The sequence below is a fragment of the Streptomyces sp. NPDC055749 genome (genome assembly GCF_053617235.1).
This window is the reverse complement of the sequence record NZ_JBSHFH010000023.1, coordinates 89,410-108,964: the sequence shown is the minus strand read 5'-3', so window position 1 is coordinate 108,964 and position 19,555 is coordinate 89,410. Positions and strand designations below refer to the sequence as shown.

The 19,555-nt window shown below is 69.8% G+C and carries 19 protein-coding genes; 5 read left to right on the top strand and 14 right to left on the bottom strand.

The window, feature by feature from the left end:
* Positions 1-9 precede the first annotated feature (9 nt).
* A complete protein-coding gene (locus ACWGO0_RS19425) occupies positions 10-936 on the top strand; it encodes a cyclase family protein (protein ID WP_453536039.1) in 927 nt (308 codons plus the stop codon).
* On the opposite strand, the gene ACWGO0_RS19420 is transcribed toward ACWGO0_RS19425, so the two are convergent.
* From ACWGO0_RS19420 to ACWGO0_RS19405, 4 genes are all read right to left on the bottom strand, one after another.
* Positions 855-1,403 carry an ATP-binding protein gene (locus ACWGO0_RS19420; protein WP_453536036.1) on the bottom strand — a complete coding sequence of 183 codons (549 nt, stop codon included), beginning with the start codon at positions 1,401-1,403 and terminating at the stop codon, positions 855-857. The genes ACWGO0_RS19425 and ACWGO0_RS19420 overlap by 82 nt on opposite strands.
* A gap of 469 nt (positions 1,404-1,872) precedes the next feature.
* The gene (locus tag ACWGO0_RS19415) at positions 1,873-2,853 is read right to left on the bottom strand and encodes an acyl-CoA dehydrogenase family protein (protein ID WP_453536033.1); all 981 of its coding nucleotides are present in this window, start codon (positions 2,851-2,853) and stop codon (positions 1,873-1,875) included.
* Positions 2,854-2,859: 6 nt separating this feature from the next.
* Positions 2,860-4,017, bottom strand: a complete 1,158-nt coding sequence (locus tag ACWGO0_RS19410) for an acyl-CoA dehydrogenase (protein ID WP_453536030.1) — start codon at positions 4,015-4,017, stop codon at positions 2,860-2,862.
* A complete protein-coding gene (locus tag ACWGO0_RS19405) occupies positions 4,014-5,207 on the bottom strand; it encodes an amidohydrolase family protein (protein ID WP_453536027.1) in 1,194 nt (397 codons plus the stop codon). Before ACWGO0_RS19405 ends, ACWGO0_RS19410 begins: the two co-directional genes overlap by 4 nt.
* A 259-nt stretch (positions 5,208-5,466) precedes the next feature.
* Between ACWGO0_RS19405 and ACWGO0_RS19400 the strand changes: the two genes are divergently transcribed.
* Together ACWGO0_RS19400 and ACWGO0_RS19395 are read left to right on the top strand one after the other, a co-directional pair.
* Positions 5,467-7,494, top strand: coding sequence for a zinc ribbon domain-containing protein (locus tag ACWGO0_RS19400; protein ID WP_453536024.1), 2,028 nt, complete (start codon positions 5,467-5,469; stop codon positions 7,492-7,494).
* 108 nt (positions 7,495-7,602) lie between these two features.
* Positions 7,603-9,162, top strand: a complete 1,560-nt coding sequence (locus ACWGO0_RS19395; RefSeq protein WP_453536021.1) for a class I adenylate-forming enzyme family protein — start codon at positions 7,603-7,605, stop codon at positions 9,160-9,162.
* A gap of 106 nt (positions 9,163-9,268) precedes the next feature.
* Here the strand turns inward: ACWGO0_RS19395 and ACWGO0_RS19390 are convergent, their stop codons facing one another.
* The 8 genes from ACWGO0_RS19390 to ACWGO0_RS19355 all read right to left on the bottom strand — a co-directional run bounded on the left by ACWGO0_RS19390 (position 9,269) and on the right by ACWGO0_RS19355 (position 15,866).
* A complete protein-coding gene (locus tag ACWGO0_RS19390; protein ID WP_453536018.1) occupies positions 9,269-9,571 on the bottom strand; it encodes a hypothetical protein in 303 nt (100 codons plus the stop codon).
* A gap of 328 nt (positions 9,572-9,899) precedes the next feature.
* Positions 9,900-10,610 carry a hypothetical protein gene (locus ACWGO0_RS19385; protein ID WP_453536015.1) on the bottom strand — a complete coding sequence of 237 codons (711 nt, stop codon included), beginning with the start codon at positions 10,608-10,610 and terminating at the stop codon, positions 9,900-9,902.
* Positions 10,610-12,235 carry an ABC transporter permease gene (locus ACWGO0_RS19380; protein ID WP_453536012.1) on the bottom strand — a complete coding sequence of 542 codons (1,626 nt, stop codon included), beginning with the start codon at positions 12,233-12,235 and terminating at the stop codon, positions 10,610-10,612. Before ACWGO0_RS19380 ends, ACWGO0_RS19385 begins: the two co-directional genes overlap by 1 nt.
* A complete protein-coding gene (locus ACWGO0_RS19375; RefSeq protein ID WP_453536009.1) occupies positions 12,232-13,083 on the bottom strand; it encodes an ATP-binding cassette domain-containing protein in 852 nt (283 codons plus the stop codon). The genes ACWGO0_RS19380 and ACWGO0_RS19375 overlap by 4 nt, the downstream gene beginning before the upstream one ends.
* A gap of 62 nt (positions 13,084-13,145) precedes the next feature.
* A complete protein-coding gene (locus tag ACWGO0_RS19370; protein WP_453536006.1) occupies positions 13,146-14,012 on the bottom strand; it encodes a zf-HC2 domain-containing protein in 867 nt (288 codons plus the stop codon).
* A gap of 48 nt (positions 14,013-14,060) precedes the next feature.
* Entirely contained in the window at positions 14,061-14,612 is a 552-nt protein-coding gene (locus tag ACWGO0_RS19365; protein ID WP_453536003.1) for an RNA polymerase sigma factor, read from the bottom strand.
* 275 nt (positions 14,613-14,887) lie between these two features.
* The gene (locus ACWGO0_RS19360) at positions 14,888-15,409 is read right to left on the bottom strand and encodes an EF-hand domain-containing protein (protein WP_453536001.1); all 522 of its coding nucleotides are present in this window, start codon (positions 15,407-15,409) and stop codon (positions 14,888-14,890) included.
* A gap of 82 nt (positions 15,410-15,491) precedes the next feature.
* Positions 15,492-15,866 (bottom strand): STAS domain-containing protein, encoded by a 375-nt coding sequence (locus ACWGO0_RS19355; RefSeq protein ID WP_453535999.1) that lies wholly within the window; start codon positions 15,864-15,866, stop codon positions 15,492-15,494.
* Positions 15,867-16,086: 220 nt separating this feature from the next.
* Between ACWGO0_RS19355 and ACWGO0_RS19350 the strand changes: the two genes are divergently transcribed.
* Together ACWGO0_RS19350 and ACWGO0_RS19345 are read left to right on the top strand one after the other, a co-directional pair.
* A complete protein-coding gene (locus ACWGO0_RS19350; protein WP_453535993.1) occupies positions 16,087-16,686 on the top strand; it encodes an RNA polymerase sigma factor in 600 nt (199 codons plus the stop codon).
* Positions 16,683-18,044: a zf-HC2 domain-containing protein gene (locus ACWGO0_RS19345; RefSeq protein WP_453535990.1), complete on the top strand. Its 1,362-nt coding sequence runs from the start codon at positions 16,683-16,685 to the stop codon at positions 18,042-18,044. The genes ACWGO0_RS19350 and ACWGO0_RS19345 overlap by 4 nt, the downstream gene beginning before the upstream one ends.
* Before the next feature lie 8 nt (positions 18,045-18,052).
* On the opposite strand, the gene purU is transcribed toward ACWGO0_RS19345, so the two are convergent.
* Together purU and ACWGO0_RS19335 are read right to left on the bottom strand one after the other, a co-directional pair.
* On the bottom strand, positions 18,053-18,955 hold the full coding sequence (gene purU / locus ACWGO0_RS19340) for a formyltetrahydrofolate deformylase (protein ID WP_453535987.1): 903 nt from the start codon (positions 18,953-18,955) through the stop codon (positions 18,053-18,055).
* Between the two features lie 28 nt (positions 18,956-18,983).
* Positions 18,984-19,430, bottom strand: coding sequence for an SCO4402 family protein (locus ACWGO0_RS19335; protein WP_453536068.1), 447 nt, complete (start codon positions 19,428-19,430; stop codon positions 18,984-18,986).
* Positions 19,431-19,555 lie beyond the last annotated feature (125 nt).

Here is a 19,555-nt window from a genome sequence, read left to right as displayed (position 1 = left end):
GAGGCCCCCATGTCCTTGCCGGCCGAGTTCCACGCCATCGCCAAGCGCGTCAACAACTGGGGCCGCTGGGGCGCCGACGACGAGATCGGGACGCTCAACCTGATCACCGCCGAGGTCGTACGGAACGCCGCGGCCACCGTCCGCACGGGCCGCCGGATCCCGCTCGCGCTCCCGCTCCAGCAGGACGGCGTACAGAGCGGGCTGATCCCGGGGCGGGTCAACCCGCTCCACACGATGGTCCAGATCAACCAGGAGCTCTTCGGCCCGGGAACCGTCGCCACCAGCGACGACGCCGTGACCATGGGCCTCCAGGCGGCCACCCACTGGGACGCGCTCACCCACGCATCGCACGGCGGAAAGATCTACAACGGGCGCCCGGCCGGCACCGTCACCGCACACGGCGGCGCGCAGTTCAGCTCGATCGCCTCCGCACCGCCGCTCGTCTCGCGCGGGGTCCTGCTGGACGTGGCCCGCGCCCACGGCGTCGACCGGCTGCCCGGCGACCACGCCGTGACACCCGAGGACCTGGAAGCGGCGGAGGAGTTCGCGGGGGTCCGGGTCGGGGCCGGTGACATCGTCCTCGTACGGACGGGGCAGATCCAGGTCTATCTGGCGGGCGACAAGCACGCGTACGCCTATCCGTCACCCGGCCTCTCGGTGCGCACGCCCGAGTGGTTCCACGCACGGGATGTGGCCGCGGTCGCCAACGACACCCTGACCTTCGAGATCTTCCCGCCGGAGATCGAGGATCTGTGGCTGCCCGTGCACGCCCTCGATCTCGTCGAGATGGGCATGCTCCAGGGGCAGAACTGGAATCTCGAAGCCTTGTCCACAGCCTGTGCGGAGGACGAGCGCTACGCGTTCCTGCTCTGTGCGATGCCCGAGCCGTTCACCGGCGCCACCGGCACTCCCGTCGCCCCGGTCGCCGTCCTCTGAACTCCGAACAGCGCTCCCTGGACCACTACGGGCACCGCCGGGACCACGGCCGCCGGGGCCGTCAGCGGTCCGTCGCTGTCGACCTCGCACCAGATCTGCTTCCCGGCGCCTTCCGGCTGCCAGCCCCAGCGGTCCGCGAGGCCGTCCACCAGCTCCAGGCCGCGCCCGTTGGTGTCATCGCCCTCCGCGTGCCGCGGCTGCGGCGGACAGCCGCTGGCGTCCGCGACCTCGACCCTGACCGTCCCGACCGCTCCGGCCGAGCCGAACAGCATCCGCAGCACGGCCGGACAGCCGGTGTGGACGACCGCGTTGGTGACCAGCTCGGAGATCAGCAGAATGAGCGTCTCCGCGAGTGGCTCGTCGTCCCCGATTCCGGAGCCGACCAGCCTCGACCGCGCCCATCTGCGGGCCCGCCCCACTTCCGCGGGATCCGGCCCGACCTCCAGCTGAACCTGAAGCACCTGCACCGCTCACACCATCCGAACCGGCGGACACATCGCCTCGCGCCTCCTCAGGGTCACGGAACGTGATTCCCTTGCGAGACAGCATGGTTGACGTACAGTCACCGCAACAAGCGCTTCGGGCATATTCCAGCGCGAAGGAGTACGCGTGCTGCATACTGTGCGACGCGCATTGCGGGGAGTCGAACAGGAGCGCACCGGCACCCCGGGAATCGCTTCCCGGCCAGGCCCGGCACAGCTCCTCGGACCGCGAGCAGGGCACCGCACCCGAGCCGGAGTCGCCGCACAGGCAACACCCGGATCGCCCGGTTCCACAACCACTCGCATCCAACGGAGCGTACCCGAGCGCGGTGCCGACTCCGGCCGGTGACGAATCACGCAAAGGACACAACCCGGTATCGACGCGGACCGGCTGCACTGTGTAACAGCACACCCCAAAGCCTGGTCATGATCGACCGGACCCGCCGAAGCCGTCCTACGCCCGGTCCTCAGCACCCAGATCGCCCGCCAGAGCCTCTTCCGCCTCCGCCGCCGTCAGCCACCTCCCGGAGCGCAGCCAGGCCCGCTTCAGATGCAGGTGGACGTCCGCCTCCCAGGTGAAGCCCATTCCGCCGTGCACCTGAAGGCAGTCCCGGGCATTGCGTACGGCGGCATCGTCGGCCAGGAGCTTGGCGCCGGCCGCCTCGACCGGGTCCCCGGTCACGGCTGCCGCGTACACGGCGGCACGGGCCAGTTCGGCACGGACCAGCATCTGGGCGCAGAGATGTTTGACCGCCTGGAAGGAACCGATCGCGGCACCGAACTGTTCACGTCCACGGGCGTGTTGAACCGCCATTTCCGTGGTCCGGGCGGCACTGCCGAGCTGTTCGGCGGCGGTGAGCAGGGCGCCTTCGTACCGCAGTGTGTGCGGGGACAGCGACGGCAGCGGCTCCGCACCGGCGACGGGTCCGGCCGGCCGGTGCAGCGCAGTGAGGGGGTCCAGGGACCGCACGGGCACCGCCGCACGCACGACGTCCCGCAGGGACTCCCCCGCCACCAGGCGCACCCCGTCCCCCAGCACCAGCAGCCCGTCCGCGTCCCCGAGGTCCACCACAGGCCCGCGCCCGTACCCACCCCCGCCCCCGTGCGCGACCGTGACCACGGCCCGCCCCTCCGCCGCGCCCTTCACGGCTCCGGCGGCCAGGTGCGTGGCCACGAGGGGCCCGGGCAGCAGCACCCGCCCCGCCTCCTCGAACAGCAGTACGGATTCGGGCAGCCCAAGACCCACCCCTCCCTCGGCCTCCGGCAGCCGTAGCGCGAAGAACCCGGCCGCGCCGAGCTCGGCCCAGAGCTCCCGGTCGACCCCGCCCCCGCTCTCCACGGCCGCCCGCATCCGCTCCCTGCCGAACCGCCCGCCGAGCAGCTCACGCATCCCCGAGCGCAGGGCCCGCTGGTCCTCCGACAGTGCGAAGTCCACAGTCGCTCACCGCCCCTTCGGCAGGCCGAGTATCCGCTCGGCGACGATGTTCCGCTGGATCTGCGAGGTGCCCGCGGCGATCGTGTACGACAGCGAGGAAAGCCGGTCCAGCACCCATTCCCGGTCCAGATCGCAGGCGTCCACGCCCAGTACCTCGGCCGCCGCCTCGTACAGCTCCTGCCGCGCCTGCGAATAGCGCAGCTTGAAGACCGAGCCACCCACCCCCGGCACCCCGCCACCGCGCTGCGCCTCGCTGACGTTCCACTGGGTGAGCCGCCACAGGGCCCGGAACTCGGCGTTCAGCCGGCCGAGCCTCCGGCGCAGTACGGCGTCGTCCCACCGCCCCGTCGCCCTGGCCTCGTCCGCCAGGGCCGCCAGCGTGCGCCGGCAGGCGACGACCTCGCCGACGAAGGCGGTGCCGCGCTCGAAGGACAGCGTCACCATCGTCACGCGCCAGCCGTCGTTCTCCTCCCCCACGCGGTGGGAGACCGGCACCCGCACCTCGTCGAGGAACATCTCCGCGAACTCCGTCGATCCGGCGAGCGTCCGCAACGGCCGTACCGTCACGCCCGGCGCGTCCATGGGCATCGCGAGCCAGCTGATCCCCCGGTGCTTCGGCGCCTCCGGGTCCGTACGCACCAGCAGTTCGCACCAGTCGGCGACCTCCGCGTGCGAGGTCCAGATCTTCTGGCCGCTGACGACGTAGTGATCGCCGTCGCGCACGGCCCGGGTCCGCAGCGCGGCCAGGTCGGAGCCCGCTTCCGGCTCACTGAACCCCTGGCACCAGATCTCCTCGCCGCGCAGGACGGGCGGCAGCCAGCGGGCCCGCTGCTCAGCGGTCCCCTCGGCGGCGACGGTGGGCCCGGCGTGCAGCAGCCCGACGAAGTTCGCACCCACATACGGCGCCCCCGCCTTCTCCGTCTCCTCCAGGAAGATCAGCTGCCGGGTCGGCGTCGCACCCTGCCCGCCCGCGTCGACCGGCCAGTGCAGGCCCGCGTACCCGGCGTCGTACAGCATCCGCTGCCAGGTGGTGTCGTACGCCCGCCGCCCCGGCCAGTCGTCGGGCGAGGGCTTGGGCGGCAGCCCGGGGAGCGCCCCGGCGAGCCACTCCCGCAGCCGCGCCCGGAACTCGTCCTCCTCCTCGCTGTACGACAGATCGGTCACCGGTCCAGGTCCAGACCCAGCATCCGGATGGCGTTTCCGCGCATCAGTTTGTAGATGGTCTCGTCGTCCAGTCCCTTGACGTGGTCGAGCGCGACCTCCTTGGTGTGCGGGAAGGTCGAGTCGACGTGCGGGTAGTCGGTCTCGAAGGTGGCGTTGTCCCGCCCGACGACATCGATCGACGCCACGCCGTGCTTGTCGCGGAAGAAGCAGCAGAAGATCTGCCGGTAGTAGTACGTGGAGGGCGGCTCGGGGATCAGGTCGCGCACCCCACCCCAGGCGCGGTGCTCCTCCCACACGTCGTCGGCGCGTTCGAGCGCGTACGGGATCCAGCCCATCTGGCCCTCGCTGTAGGCGAGTTTCAGCGTCGGGAACTTCACCAGCACCCCACTGAACAGGAAGTCCATCATCGAGGCCATCGCGTTGTTGAAGGAGAGAGCGGCCTGTACGGCGGGCGGGGCGTCGGGGGAGGCCGCGGGCATCTGCGAGCTGGACCCGATGTGCATGTTCACGACCGTGCCGGTCTCCTGGCAGACCGCGAAGAACGGGTCCCAGTAGCCGCTGTGGATCGAGGGCAGCCCCAGATGGGTGGGGATCTCGGAGAACGTCACCGCTCTCACACCCCGTGCGGCGTTGCGCCTGATCTCCGCCACCGCGAGGCCGATGTCCCACAGCGGGATGATGCAGAGCGGGATCAGCCGGCCGCCACTGTCACCGCACCACTCCTCCACCATCCAGTCGTTGTAGGCGCGGACGCAGGCGAGCGCGACCTCCTTGTCGTGCGCCTCGGCGAAGGTCTGGCCGCAGAACCGCGGGAAGGTCGGGAAGCAGAGGCTCGCCTCGACATGGTTGAGGTCCATGTCCTTGAGCCGTTCGGCCGGGTCCCAGCAGCCGGGCCGCATCTCCGCCCTGGTGATGCCCTCCAGCGTCATGTCGTCGCGGTCGAAGCCGACCGCCGCGATGTTGCGCTTGTACGGGAACTTCAGGTCCTCGTAGATCCACCAGTCGGTGGGCGGCCCGTCCGGGTCCATCGTGATGACGTACTTGCCCCCCGTGTACGCCAGCTCGCCGATGCCCGCGGTGAGCGGCTGCGGCCCGCGCTCGCGGTATCTGGCGGGCAGCCAGGTCGAGAAGAGGTGCGGCGGCTCGATCACATGGTCGTCGACGCTGACGATCCGAGGCAGTTCCGTCATGGTGTCCCCTTCGGCGCACGCTTGAGATCTTCCGTCAGTGGATCCGAACGCCCATATCTGATGGACCGTCAGATTTGTTTCGAACTCAGAGTACCCAGAAGCGAATCGATTGACTCGGGTTCCCCGTTGTTACTCAGGCACATCCACAGCCGTTCGAGAGCACACCAGGATGCAGGGTGACCTTTTCGGGTGGTATGCGTTACGCAAGAGAGTCAGATGATCGGACAGCGGTCGCAGCGGGTGGCGCGGAGGTGATGTGGTGCGGCGGAAGATCCAGGTGACGGCAGTGCAGGCTGCCCAGCCACGGAAGTTCCGGGGGAAGAACAAAACGCCGAAGTGGACCAAGCCCAATGACGGGCTGGTGTCAGTGATGGTGCTGCCACTGGCCGTCACCGACCCCGGCGACCTCGCCCGGCTCGATGGTCTTTACGGGGCGATGTGGTCACTCAAGCGCGCCATACAGCGCGACGCCAGCGCCAAGGTCGACGCCTACTGGGCCGCGTACCACGCGCGGAACGAGCAGGGAGCAAAGGCAGTAAGACAGCGCCTCGGCCTGTCCCGTGAGGCCCTGGAACGCCGCGCCTACAAGCACCTGGAAGCGTCGGGGCACCTCAAGCACCACGCCTCGAAGGCGTTAGCGATGCACATGGCCGATGAGGTATGGAACGGGGTGCAGCGTCACCTGTTTCCCGACGCCACCGGCCACCGGTTCGGCCGTCCGAATGTCGGCAACTGGCACGACTTCAACCGGATTCCGGGCCGGGCACGGTCGCATACGACCGCCAACAAGTGGGAGACATTCCGTCTTGTCGGCAACCTCCACGGCCACGTCATGGCCTACACCGACGACGGCCAGCACCCCATGCTGCAGCCCCGCCGCATTCCGAAGCCCACCATCCCCGAGGGCCGCGTGCCCACCGGCAAACTGACCGCTGCGGGCACACCCCTGACTCGCAAGGCGACATGGTGGGACCACACCGGCCCGCTCGCTGTGGTGTTCGCCGGGGGCCCCGACGGCGACCGTGGTGACCTCGTGCTGCCCGTCCGCATCCCGCAACAGCCGGGCCAGTGGGAGCGGGTGCAACACTTCCTGAGCAACCCTGACTGCTGGCACAAGGTGGACCTCGTACGCCGCCGCAAGGCCAGTGCGCCGGGCGGCTGGGTGTACGAGGCGCACGTGATGATCCTCGGACCCGGCTACACCGCCCCGGCCGTACGGGAGATGCGCCATCGTGCTGCCCAGCTCGACCGGATCGGCGGTGTGGACGGCAACGTCTCCAACCTCTCGGTCGTCTCCTTCCCAGCAGATCTCACCACCGGCACGCCCGAGTCCACCGAGATCACACTGACCGACGCCGAGCGGATACGGCTGGAGAAGGGCTCCAAGAAGCGTCGGGGCCGCGCCAGAGCGCTGGAACGTTCCCGCCGGGCGACGAACGTCGCACAGTACGGGCTGTCGAAGAAGCAGGCACAGCGCGCCCAACGTCGTGTCGAGAACGGGCTCAAGCCCAAAACGGTGACCGTGCCCGGCGGCGCCCGCCATGCCCGCTCCGACGGGGTGCCGAAGCAGAGGTTCCGCCGTGACCGGCTCTCCGCCAACTACCGTACCCATCGCGCCCGCCAGGCCGAACACGCCGCCTCGATCGCAGAACACCGCCGCCACCGCGCCCGCCGGGTGGCACGGGAGATCATCGCCGCCCATGGACCGGTACTCGTCGTGGAGGATTGCGACATCCGCACCTGGTACCGGTTGTGGGGCAAGCGTCTGTCTCAGACCACGCCGGGAATGCTGATCGCCGCTCTCAAGGTGGAGTGCGAGGCCGCAGGGGGCCGGCTCGTCCGGGCCTCTACTTGGCCAACGGCCCTCTCACAGCACTGCATGTGCGGCGAGCGCGTGAACAAGACCCTCCGCGACCGTGAGCACAAGTGCAGCGTCTGCGGCCTCGTCGGCAAGCGCGACCTTGTGTCCGCCGCACTGGCCGCGTTCGTCCGCTTCACCGACGTGGACGACCCCAAGACCGCGTACCTGGACACCACCATGTCGAGGCATGCCCAGATCACCTACGCACAAGCGCTGGAAGAAGCGCTGCGGGAGTCAACCACACCGAGCCCGAAACCGCCCCGGCGGCCGGGTCGCGTGGCAGTCCCACGGCAACACCGTGAGACCTCTGCTCCCCGAACCGCCGGACAGCGGAACCGAGCAACCCCGGATGAGTCACGCTTGCGTGGCCACGCCGGAAAGCCCGGTCCCCGCACCGCGTGCAGTCCGCAGCTCACCCTCTGGTGAATTACGGATCAAGTCTTAGCCCCGCACCTCTGGACCGACAAGGCGCGGAGCTCTACGCTCTCCGCACCATCTGACTTACCATCAGTTCGGAGGGTCGCCTTGAACGACGTGACCGATACCGCACACGCCCTGGGCGCCTCCCGCACCTTCTGGGAGCTCATCGAACGCAGGGCCGCCCTGACCCCGGACCGCCCCGTGCTCCTCCAGGAGGACCGCACCCTGACCTTCGGCGAGCTGCGGGAGCGGTGCGAACGCGTCGCGGCCGTGCTGTACGGACTCGGGGTACGCCCCGGCAGCGTCGTCGCCTGGCAGCTGCCCACCCGTCTGGAGACCGTGCTGCTCTCCTTCGCGCTCACCCGCATCGGAGCCGTACAGACGCCGGTGATCCCCTTCTACCGGGACCGCGAGGTGGGGTTCGCGCTGCGCGAGTCGAAGGCCGCGTTCTTCGCCGTACCGGGCACCTGGCGCGGCTTCGACCACTCCGCGATGGCGCACCGGCTGGCGGCCGACCTGGAACACCCGCCGCTGATCTTCGAGGCGTACGAGACGCTCCCTGACGGCGATCCGGCCGTCCTGCCGCCACCGCCATCCGACAGCACGGGGCCGCGCTGGATCTACTGGACCTCGGGCACGACCTCCGACCCCAAGGGGGTGCTGCACACCGACCGCAGCCTCATCGCGGGCGGCTCCTGCCTGGCGCACGCACTGCACCTCACGGCGCACGACATCGGCTCGATCGCGTTCCCGTTCGCCCACATCGGCGGACCCGACTACGCCGTGATGCTCCTCCTGTACGGCTTCCCCGCCGTGCTCTTCGAGCAGTTCGCCCTGCCCGGCGCACTGGCGGAATACCGGCGCCACGGGGTGACGGTGGCCGGCGGCTCGACCGCGTTCTACTCGATGTTCCTGACCGAACAGCGCAAGGCCCCGGGCCGCCCCCTCGTCCCCACCCTGCGCCTGCTCGCGGGCGGCGGGGCACCGAAGCCGCCGGAGCTGTACCACGCGGTCGTACGGGAGATGGGTGTGCAGCTGACGCACGGCTACGGCATGACCGAGGTCCCCATGATCACCATGGGCACCCCGGACGACACGGCGGAGAACCTCGCCGCGACGGAGGGCCGGCCGCCCGCCGGCATGGAGATACGGATCACCGACGAGGAGGGCAAACCACTCCCCCACGGCACGGACGGCGAGGTACGCCTGCGCGGCGAGGCCGTCTGCCGGGGCTACCTGAACCCGGCGACCGCCCCAACGGTCTTCGACCCGGAGGGCTTCCTGATCACGGGCGACATCGGCCACCTACAGGAAAGCGGACACCTCACCCTGACCGGCAGGATCAAGGACATCATCATCCGCAAGGGAGAGAACATCTCCGCCAAGGAGATAGAAGACCTCCTGCACACCCACCCCGGAGTGGGCGACGCGGCGGTGATCGGCCTCCCGGACCCGGAGCGCGGGGAACGCGTCTGCGCGGTCGTCGAGCAGCCCACCGGAGCCCCGCCGCTGACCCTGGCGGAGATCACCGGCCATCTGCGCGCGCAGGGCCTGTCGGTGCACAAGCTGCCGGAGCAGCTGGAAGTGCTGGAGGCGCTGCCCCGTAACGAGGCCCTGCGCAAGGTGCTGAAGTACAAGCTGCGGGAACAGTTCTCCTGCCCCGAACAGTTCTAGCCGTACGTCGGTCAGGTCGCTAGGATTCCTATTGCGGAGTTCTGTCCCGCGTGACTTCTACTCACGCGGGACAGAACCCGTTTTCACGCTGGGAACTTCCCCTGGTTCAGCAGGAGGCGAGGCCGGCGAAACGTGCTGAGATCGCGACCGTCTCCGAGCGCCAGTAGCCGGAGCGCAGGGTGGAACAGCCGCCGTCCTGGTGGAAGTCCCACAGGAAGTAGAACGACTGGCTGCCGGCGCAGTTGTTGGTCGCCTTGGCAGTCTCCGTGAATGTGCCGTACGAGACGGACTTCGCGACGCAACTGGGCACGGCAGCACTCGCGGTCGGCACGTTGACGCCGCCGAGCAACAGACCGACACTCGCGACGACGGTCGCCGGTCTGGACAGGGTCTTACGGTTGATGCGCATAGAGCCTCTCCCTGCTGAAATTCACTCCGCCATGGAGTGGTGACGGCAGGAACAATACGAGCGGTTAAGATCGATCGACAAGGGCTGGAAATGTTCACTTGAGCCACGTGCACGATGCGTCCGATTCTGCGGTGATCTGCACCCATGATTCAGCCAAAATAGGCCGGATAGCGCCCGTAGAAATCGTGATCAAATAACGCCGATGGAAATGCATCCAGAGTGCTCGTCGGAATACGGAAATCCATTTCCAATGAATACGGAAGGGGACCCTCCCGGAATGGGAGGGTCCCCTTCTTCTCGATGTCGCACAGAGACCGACAGGCGGTGATCAGGAAGATTCCGCGAACGCGGTCGGCCTCTGCTCGTTCGTCCGCCCGCGGCCGGCCGGCCACAGGCGGAGCGTGCTCCGGGACTCCCGCAGGAGCAGACACAGTCCGAGCGCCGCCGCGCCGAGCACGGCTCCCCAGATCCAGCGGGACTGGTCCCAGCCCTCCGACTGCGGCTGCGCGAAGAGTGCCGCCTTCTCCGGCAGCAGCATCGCCGCGATCACCGACAGGATGAGCCCCGGGGCCGCAAGGATTCCGCCGCTGCCCTCAGCCGTGAGCCGGGTTCCGAGGGCCGCCAGAGCCAGGGCCCACACCGCCAGGGTGAGCGGTTCCAGGGTGAGCGAGGCCAGAGGGAGGGCGCTGCGCGCCGCGGTGGGGACCGCCAGTGGTGCGATGGCGACCTGGACGGCCCAGGCGGCTCCCAGCGCCGCCAGGGCCGTCAGGCACCGGAGTGACGAAATCCATGCCCTGTGAACGGGGAGGACCTCGGTGGTGCGGGCCGTCGGGTCGTCCAGCACGAAGGCCACGCCGATCACCGTGATCACCATGGAACAGCGCAGCAGAAGTACGACGTAGTGCGCCTCCAGCTCCACCCCGGCCACGACCGGCGCCGCCACGATCGCTCCGCCCAGTGCGGCGCCGGTCAGCGACGGGAGCAGCCGGGTGGCACGCAGAACGGGTGGAGCCAGCCGGCGCAGCAGGACCCACCGCATCAGCACAGTCCCCGCTCAGCGGGGTTGATCTTCGGAGCGGTCACACCGAACAGTTCGGCTGCGCGCTCGACGCTCGTGCCTTCGGCGGTGAGCTCCGCCCACCCCTCGCGCACCAGGGTGCCGACCTCGCCGGCAGGCCGGTCCAACAGCTCCACGGCCACGTCCTGTTCGGGAGCATCGAACATCAGGCCCGACGCGGAACCGAGGATCGACAGCTGGACCCCTCCGCCGTACGTACGGTCGACGAGAGAGAAGAAGGCGCCTTCAGTGCCTTCCGTCGCCTGCGCGGCGAGCCAGAGGGTCACGACGGCGCGCGCGCCGCAGACGGGGGTCGCCTTCCCCTCCTCCAGGCGCCCGCCGGTGACGAGCCGGTGGGCGAAGACACCGGCGAAGGTGATGACCTCGTTGTTCGCGATGTCCGTCCCGTGGCCGCCCTGCGCCCAGTCGGTCCCCACCGTCACCGCGCCAGGGGTACCCGCTTCCTTGTCGTCCGCGGCCCAACTGCCCTCCGGAGGCACCACCGCGGCGCCGGTCCCGTTGCCGGCGGGGAAGATGCGCTGCCGTACCGCGTACGGCGAGGAGGCCACCGCGGCGGGAACATGGCGCAGCTCTCCGCGGACCACCTCCGACCATTGGGTGACGCGTCCGCCGAACTCGGGGAAAGCGCAGTAGCCGACCTTCCCCACCGTCCGGCACTCCTGCGATGCCGCAGGGCGTTCCGTGGCACGGGTCAGCTTCTCGTTCACTTCAACGGGCATCGCCCGCATCTGCATCACCCCGGCGGCAACGGCCAGGGCGACCAGCGCGGCGCCCGTGCCCAGCAGCCTCGACCGGGCACCCGCGAGCAGAAGCGCGGCCACCACGAGGATCGCGGTCAGCGCCAGCAGCCACAGCAGGTGCCACTCCGCGGGGCGCCAGATCAGATCCGACGGCAGCGGAGCCGCGAACTCGTTCTCGTAGGCCACCGGACTGAGCCAGCGGCTGGGCGAGGTGTTGTTGACCAGCGCGGCGAGGGTGAGGATGCCCAGCACCGCGACGACCAGCGGCGCCGCCACCACGGACTTCGTCACCTGCGCCGTCAGTACGCCAACTGCCCCGCCCAACAGCACAAGAGCAGGTACAGCAAGCAGTTCCCACACCTGAACGCTCCCTGCCGCACCGGTGCGGGTCCCCAGATACGCCATGCGGGCACCGGACAGAGCAGCCGCCAGGAGAGCGAGTGGCACGGTCGAGAGCAGATGAGCCGTGGCACGCCCCCACCTGGGCAGCACCAGGATCTCGTACAGCGCGTCGACTCCCTGGCGGCTGGAGCGCAGACAGGCGAGGTTCACGGCCAGTGCCGTTCCCACGGCGAGGAGGAGCATGGGCAGTTGGACAAGTCGTGATTCGACCTGGAGAACCGGAAACCGGTTGCCCGCGTCCCCGGTGGCCGCCCGGTAGATCCACGGAAGGACGATGCCCGCGACAGCGGCAAGGACGGCGGGATGGCGCAGCATCCTGACGGATTCGGCCCGCGCGAGCGCCAGGACCGCCGCGGTGGTGCGGCCCCTGCTTCCGGTGGGGCTTCCGGCACTGTCCGAGACCTGGCGGACAGGGGCGACGGGTACGGGAGCGGACGTGTTCATACGGCACCTCCGGGCAGGACCGCCGCGTCGAGGAGCAGGAGGTAACCGTCTTCGAGCGAGGGCTCCAGCAGCTCCGCCCCGGCAGGAGGGGTGCCGATGTTCCGATACGTACCCAGCCCCGTTCGCCACGCTGCCGCGGCTCGCGGATCACGCTCACCGCTGCTCCAGACACGTCCCCGCGCCTTGGCGGCGAGCGTGGTCGGAGGCCCGGTGAACTTCACCTCACCGCTGTCCAGCACGACGACGTGACCGCACAGCGCGGAGACGTCCTCGGTCTGGTGGGTGGAGAGCAGCACGCTACGGCCTTCGCCCAGATCGGCGATCAGTTCCCGGAAACGCATCCGCTGTTCGGGATCGAGCCCGACCGTGGGTTCGTCCAGGATGAGCAGCTCGGGATCGCCCACGATGGCCGCGGCCAGGGCCACTCGCTGCTTCATGCCGCCGGAGAGTGCCTTGATGCGCTTGCCGCGCACGGCGGAGAGGCCGACCTGCTCCAGCACCCGCCGCACCTCGTCGTGCCGTTCCCGGCGATGTGTCATCTCCTTGAGGATGGCGATGTAGTCCACGAACTCGAAGGGCGTGAAGGTCGGGTGGAGACCGGGGTGCTGGGGCAGATATCCCAGCCTCCGGCGGACCGCGTTCCTCGCCTCCGGAGTACGTGGATCCATGCCGAGCACGGTGACCGTCCCCAGCCCGGGGGCCAGCGCCGTGGCCAGCGTACGCAGCAGGGTCGTCTTGCCCGCCCCGTTCGGTCCGAGCAGTCCGGTCACTCCTCCGCCGAGGGAGAAGGAGACTCCGGAGAGGGCTCTGTGACCGCGGTAGCTGACAGCCAGATCCTGCACTGTCACGGTCGAACGTTGATCGATCGGAGTGGTCACGCCGTGTCCTTCCTGGATAGGGGTGGTCCGTTTCACCACATCGGGCGGGGCGCCCGGGACGAGAGGAATTCGAAGCGCGAGCGCTGGGTCGCCAGCATCACGGCGGCGCACACCAGGCCGGCCGCCGCCGTGGCCTGTCCGGGAGCGCTGAGCAGCCACGCTCCGCCTGTGTCGGGGTCGGATGTCGCGGCGAGGACGAGGAGCCAGGCGCTCGCGCACACCGCTGCCGCGCGGACGGGATCGACCCGGGACGCCAGGACGAGAGTCGCGAGGGTGAGCGCCAGGGACGGCACCAGCCACCCGAGGGCCGCGAGGCCCAGCCGTGGCAGAGCCAGGGTGGCGAATCCGCCGAGCACGGTGCTGGCCGCCAGTACCGCGACCATCCGCAACATCGCGATACGGAATCCACTGGTCGGAGTCACGAGCGCGAACTCGTGGGCCGGGTCGAAGCGCGGACCCCAGGAGAGCGCCATGCCCACGGCGGGCAGTACCGGAGCCACCACCAGCAGGGTGAGCGGAGCAACCGTCGGTGTCAGCACGTGCGCCGCCAGCACCGCGAGCAGCAGCACCGTGACGGCACCGACGACCCAGGTACGGCGCAGCGCAGGTGTCGCGGCGATGAGCCGCGCATCGTGATCGGCCACGCGCAGGCGGAGCAGGACCCGCTCCATCAGCCCCCTGCGGGGTTCGTCGATGGCCGCGTCCAGGCGGTCCCACAGATCATCGAGCAGGCCGTGCGGAACAGCGCCGCTCAACTCGTGGCGGCAGGACGGGCATTCCGCCAGATGCGTGTCGACGGCCGCCGCCCGCGGCGGAGCCAGTCCTCCGCAGGCGTACGCCCGGACTTCCTCCGCCGATGGGTGGCTCGCAGCACCGGGGGTCGAGCCGTGCCTCTCCATAGATCTCACTCTCCTCAGGCGTCCGGAACGCAGGAGCTGCCGTCCCACCTACATCAACTGCTGTTGCAGGAGACGGCGGGCCCTCATGGCACGGGTCTTGACGGTCCCCACGGGAATTCCGAGACAGGTTGCCGCTTCCTTGACCGTGAGGCCGTCGACGACCGTGGCGTGGAGTACGGCCGCGAGCTCGGGAGGCAACCGGCGCAACGCGTCCGCGAGGTCACCGTGGCGCACGTCCTGGAGTACCTGATCCTCTGCTGACGGCTCGTCGCCGCGGCCCCGTATCCGGGTGAGCCGCCGGAACAGGCTCTGCCGTGCCCCGTGACTGCGCGTCGCGTCGATCAGGCGCCGCGAACCGATACGCCACAGCCAACCCGCCGCGTCGCCACTGCTGCCGACCCGGAATCCGTCCGCACCACGCCATACGGCGACGAAGGTCTCCTGCACCACGTCCTCGACCAACGCCCGGTCCGGGCAACGGCGCTGCAGACGGGAGATCAGCCAGGGTGCGTAGCGGGAGTAGAACACCTCGAATGCCCGGCGGTCGCCACCGGCGACGGCACGCAGCAGCTCCGCGTCGTCGCTCTCGTAGGCCGCCATTGATCCGCTCACAATCCCTACATCGGACCGGACAGCCCGAGTGGTTCATGATCGTCAGAACGAAGTCCGGGCGCCCTGCGGGGATTCGTCGGGTGCGGTGCCCGAGGCCCGGTCGTCATCCGGTGAAAGCCTTGCCCAGCCACTGGAACAGCAGCCGGAGAGCACGTAGTTCGCCACCTCGACAACCGATGGGTGGTCCATGCACGACCCCCACCGCGGTCACGGGCCCCGGGGCACCTACGCGCGGCTGCCCCGGGGCCGGTGGACGGCAACGACTACACGTCCGGCAGGATCACCGTGAAGTACGCCGCGAACGCGGCGACCGCCTCCGCCTCCGACACCCGCCCGTCGTGGTCGGTGTCCAGCTGCTGCGCGGCAAGGCTCGCGGTCTCCGCGTCGGCGCCCAGCACGCGCAGCGCCCGCTCGACCGCGGCGAGTGAGGCCGCACCGTCGTTCTCGTTGTCCGCGACGGCGATCGCCGCACGCAGGAAGGGGCGGGCGATCTCCGCGAAGCGCTCGGGGTTGTCACGCAGCCGCTTCACCGCCCCACCGACGAACTCCTCACGGGTGACCCGCTGGTCCCCGTCCACGTCCGCGATGCCCGCCATGCCCTGCCAGAAGGCTTCCGCCCCGGTGTAGAGCGACTGCCCCTTGTCGCAGCGGGCGGTCGTACCGAACTCGTTGAGCAGCCGGGCCGCGGCGGCGTTGAAATCGGCGCGATCGATATAGCCGTTGCCGTCCTGGTCGAAGGCGGCGAAACGGTGCGCGATCTTGCGCTCGTACTCTGCGCTGTCCATGCGGCGAGCGTACGACGCCCAGGGGCGTGACGTGTCACTAACGGACGCTGCCGGTGTTACAACATGGTCTGGAATCGGAGTGTCAGGCCGACAGCGGATGGGCTTCGTCCACTATGGCCGACGCCGCGTCGGCGTAGACCTCGAAGAGCCGGCGTACCCCCAGGGCCCCGAGCACCTTGTTGACGTGGGAGCCGTCCTCGGCGCCGCGGGCCGGGAGGACCAGCCGCAGCCGGCCTCCGCAGGACTTCATCAGGCGGCGGGAGGCGATCAGCACGCCGACGCCGCTGGAGTCGCAGAAGAACACACCGGTGAGATCGAGCACCACATCGTGCTGCCCCTCGGCCACCGCCCCGTGGACGGACTGGCGTACGACGGGTGAGCTCACGAGATCGAGTTCGCCGCATATCCGCAGGACGGTCCACGCACCCTGCTCGGTTTCGTCCACCTTCAACGTCACGCGACTGGACCTCTCGTTCAGGGGAGCCCGGCGATCCGGAAGTTTCCGTTCCTTATCGCGGCTGCCCAGCTCCACCGCCACGAAACGCCGAGCGTCCAAGGATTCCCTATCATCCGTGGCGGTCCCGGGGGCGTACTTGGCTTACTTGGTGCAAAGGCACGTCCCGGACGGTGAGCGCGACTACATTCGAGGGGACGAGGGGTACAGGGCTGGGGGACTCATGGCAAAGGACGCACCACCCCGCTGGGACCGCAGGATGCAGCAGCGGCTCGCACGTGGCGAGGCGGCGGCGCTCGGCGAGCTCTACGACCGCTTCGCCTCACTCGTACACAGCCAGGCCCACCGGATGCTGGACGACGAGGACGCCGCGGATCTGGTGACGCGCGAGGTCTTCGGCTACGTCTGGGAGAACCCGGACGCGTACGACCCGAAGCAGGGCTCCATGAGGTCCTGGGTGGCCCGGCTCACCCACCGCCAGTCCGTCCAGCGCCTGCGTGCCGCGAAGCCCTCCCCTTACGACGGGACCGCCGAGGACCTCGAGGACGGGGCGCCGGGTCCGGAGGACCTGGAGGAGCGGGTCCGCAGGGCGACCGCGGCGGCCCGCGCCGACTACATCGTGGCGTCCATGCCCGCGCCCCTGCGTGCCGCCCTGGAGCTCGCGTACATCCAGCGCCGGGACTACCGCCAGACCGCCGCCGACCTCGGAGTCACCGAGGACGAGGCCAGGCGGCGGCTGCGGCTCGGCCTCCAGCTGCTCTCCACCGCGAACGCCCGCCCGCTGGAAGGGTCGTCGCCACCCGGATACGGGCGGTCCCTGTGAGCGGCCACGAAGGCGACGGCCACGACGGCGGCCGCGAGGACGACGAGCGGAACGAGGAGGTGCGCGGCGCCCGGCGCATTCCCGGCCCCCGGGCCGCCGCGGACGACTTCGACCTCGAATCCGTACCCTCACCGGCCGTGGCCTCCCCGGCCGAGCCGCCCGCCGCACCCACTTCCCGCCCCGAATCCCAGCCCGAAGAGCGCACACCAGCTCGGACACCGGAACCGGAATACCCCGTGGCACCACCACCCGCCCCGGTCCTCTCCCACAAGGTCCTCAAGGCCCTGCTGGGCGCCTGGGCCCTGACCGCCTGTTCCGCCGAGGAGACCGAGGCCGTCGAGGAGCACCTCACCGGGTGCGCCCCCTGCGCCGACGAGGCCCTGCGGCTGCGCGACGCGGTGGGACTCCTGCACACGGACCGCAGCCTGGACCTCGACCCGCTGCTCCGCTCCCGGGTCATCGAAGGCTGCCTGGGCCGCCGCCCGGCCAAGATCCCGGTGCCGGTCTGGGCCGCTCCGTACGACGCGGAGACCGCCCGGCTCGACGCCCTCCTGGGCGACATCGGCGATTCGGAGTGGCACGCGCCGGTCCGGCTGCGCTGGTTCGAGGGCGAGCGGCCCGTCAACCGCAAGACGACGGTCGCCGGGGTCATCGGGCATCTGATGACCGTCGACGGCCTCGTCTCCACGGCCCTCGGGCTCGACGACCCGCTCGGCAGCGGTGACCGGCCCCAGCCGCCCGCGGAGCGGACCGAAACATATTGGGCAGCCGCTTACCGGCCGCTGACCCGGTCCGTCCGCGAGCCCTGGCGCGAGCAGAGCCACACGCTGATCCGGACCGTGTCCTTCGCCGGCCGCGGCGTCGCGGAGCTCTCCGTCTCGTACGGGGACTTCGCCCTCCCGCTCCAGGACTCCATGCTCGACCGGGCCTTCGAGTGCTGGGTGCACGGCGGCGACATCGCGGCGGCCGTGGACTATCCGTATGAGGCCCCGTCCCCGGCGCATCTGCACCGGATGATCGACCTGGCCGCCCGGATGCTGCCGGCCGCTCTCGCCGAGCGCCGCCGCGCGGGTCTGGCGGGACCGGCCCGCCATCTCGTCACGGCCGGCGCCCCGGGCCGCTCGCTCCACCTGGAGGTCGAGGGTCTGGGCGGCGGCGACTGGTACATCGCGCTGGACTCCCCGGCCGCGGTCGGTTCCCCCGACCACACGGTCGCGCAGGTGGCACTCGACGGCGTGGAGTTCTGCCAGCTCGTCGCGGGCCACATCTCACCGGTGGAAGCGGCGGCGGGCCAGGAGGGGGACCGTGAGGCGATCCGCGACGTGCTCTTCGCCGCGGCTGCGCTGAGCCGCCTGTAAGACCCTCGTTACGCGAAGACCACCGTGCGGCGGCCGTTCAGCAGAATGCGGCGTTCCGCGTGCCACTTCACCGCGCGCGCCAGCGCCTGGCACTCCACATCGCGGCCCACGGCGACCAGTTGATCCGGCGTGACGCCGTGACCGACCCGCTCGACCTCCTGCTCGATGATCGGCCCCTCGTCGAGGTCGGCCGTCACGTAGTGCGCGGTCGCGCCGATCAGCTTCACACCGCGCGCATGCGCCTGGTGGTACGGTTTCGCGCCCTTGAAGCTCGGCAGGAACGAGTGATGGATGTTGATGATCCGGCCGCTGAGCTGCTTGCAGAGATCGTCGGAGAGCACCTGCATGTAGCGGGCCAGGACGACCAGCTCGACGCCCTCCGCACGGACCAGCTCCAGCAGCTGCGCCTCCGCGTCCGCCTTGGTCTCCCTGGTCACCGGGATGTACCGGAAGGGCACGCCGTACGAGGCGACGAGCTCGGCGAAGTCCTCGTGGTTGGAGACGACGGCCGCGATCTCGACCGGCAGCGCACCGCTGCTGGAACGGAACAGCAGGTCGTTGAGGCAGTGCCCGAATTTGCTGACCATGAGGACGATCCGCATCCGTTCCGAGGAGCGGTGGATCTGCCAGTCCATCCGGAACGAGTCGCCGATCGCGGCGAAGCTGGCCCGCAGCTTCTCCTGGGTCACCGGGGCGTCAGCGGTGAAGTGGACGCGCATGAAGAACAGACCGGTGTCGTGGTCCCCGAACTGCTGGCTGTCCTCGATATTGCAGCCGGTCATGAAGAGATAGCTCGACACGGCGTGCACGATGCCCTTTTTGTCAGGGCTGGAGAGCGTGAGGACGTACTGCTCGGACTCGGCGTCCGAGGCAGTGGCGAGGGCGGAATCGGCAGGCTGCGGCGCGGTCATGCCCGTAGGGTGCCACACCCGCCCGCTCTCAGGCCGATCTGGTCATGATGCGGAGCACGTCCAGCGAGCGCGGCGGAGTGTCCGGGTCCTCGCCGTCGTTCGTGGCGAGCATCACATGGGCTTCGCGGGCCGCGCGTACGGCCTCCGGCCAGCCGTGGTGCTCCAGATAGGCGGATACGGGGGCGTCGGCGCCGACCTGGTGCATGATCCGCAGCACCCGGAGCGCGGCGACGTCCACGAGGGCGGCCTCGCCGGAGTCGCGGAAGATCGTGCCGACGTACTTCTCGGCGGACCAGTTGTCGAGCCAGGTGTCCTCGACCAGGCGGTACACGGCGTCGGTGACGTCCCCGTACCCTTCCCGGCCGGCCAGCCAGCACTCTTGGTGGAAGACGGGGTCGGAGAGCATGTGCAGCGCCGAGCGCACATTGGTGCGCCAGCGCCACCATGGCATGTCATTGAGCGGCATGCCGCCCATGGTGGAGGAGCGACGGCCGCGACGGGAAGTGTTCTCCGAACCTTGCTGCACGGTGGTCGATCGTACGTTCCCTTTCGTCGTGTGCGTACGGCCCCCCGTAATTCACCTGGACGTCACCGAGCGTT

Coding starts and splice junctions, on each gene's coding strand:
- ACWGO0_RS19335 (WP_453536068.1), bottom strand. CDS start 19,430: ATGGGCGGCATGCCGCTCAATGACATGCCATGGTGGCGCTGGCGCACC.
- ACWGO0_RS19370 (WP_453536006.1), bottom strand. CDS start 14,012: ATGGAGAGGCACGGCTCGACCCCCGGTGCTGCGAGCCACCCATCGGCG.
- purU (WP_453535987.1), bottom strand. CDS start 18,955: ATGACCGCGCCGCAGCCTGCCGATTCCGCCCTCGCCACTGCCTCGGAC.
- ACWGO0_RS19365 (WP_453536003.1), bottom strand. CDS start 14,612: ATGGCGGCCTACGAGAGCGACGACGCGGAGCTGCTGCGTGCCGTCGCC.
- ACWGO0_RS19380 (WP_453536012.1), bottom strand. CDS start 12,235: ATGAACACGTCCGCTCCCGTACCCGTCGCCCCTGTCCGCCAGGTCTCG.
- ACWGO0_RS19360 (WP_453536001.1), bottom strand. CDS start 15,409: ATGGACAGCGCAGAGTACGAGCGCAAGATCGCGCACCGTTTCGCCGCC.
- ACWGO0_RS19405 (WP_453536027.1), bottom strand. CDS start 5,207: ATGACGGAACTGCCTCGGATCGTCAGCGTCGACGACCATGTGATCGAG.
- ACWGO0_RS19385 (WP_453536015.1), bottom strand. CDS start 10,610: ATGCGGTGGGTCCTGCTGCGCCGGCTGGCTCCACCCGTTCTGCGTGCC.
- ACWGO0_RS19350 (WP_453535993.1), top strand. CDS start 16,087: ATGGCAAAGGACGCACCACCCCGCTGGGACCGCAGGATGCAGCAGCGG.
- ACWGO0_RS19390 (WP_453536018.1), bottom strand. CDS start 9,571: ATGCGCATCAACCGTAAGACCCTGTCCAGACCGGCGACCGTCGTCGCG.
- ACWGO0_RS19425 (WP_453536039.1), top strand. CDS start 10: ATGTCCTTGCCGGCCGAGTTCCACGCCATCGCCAAGCGCGTCAACAAC.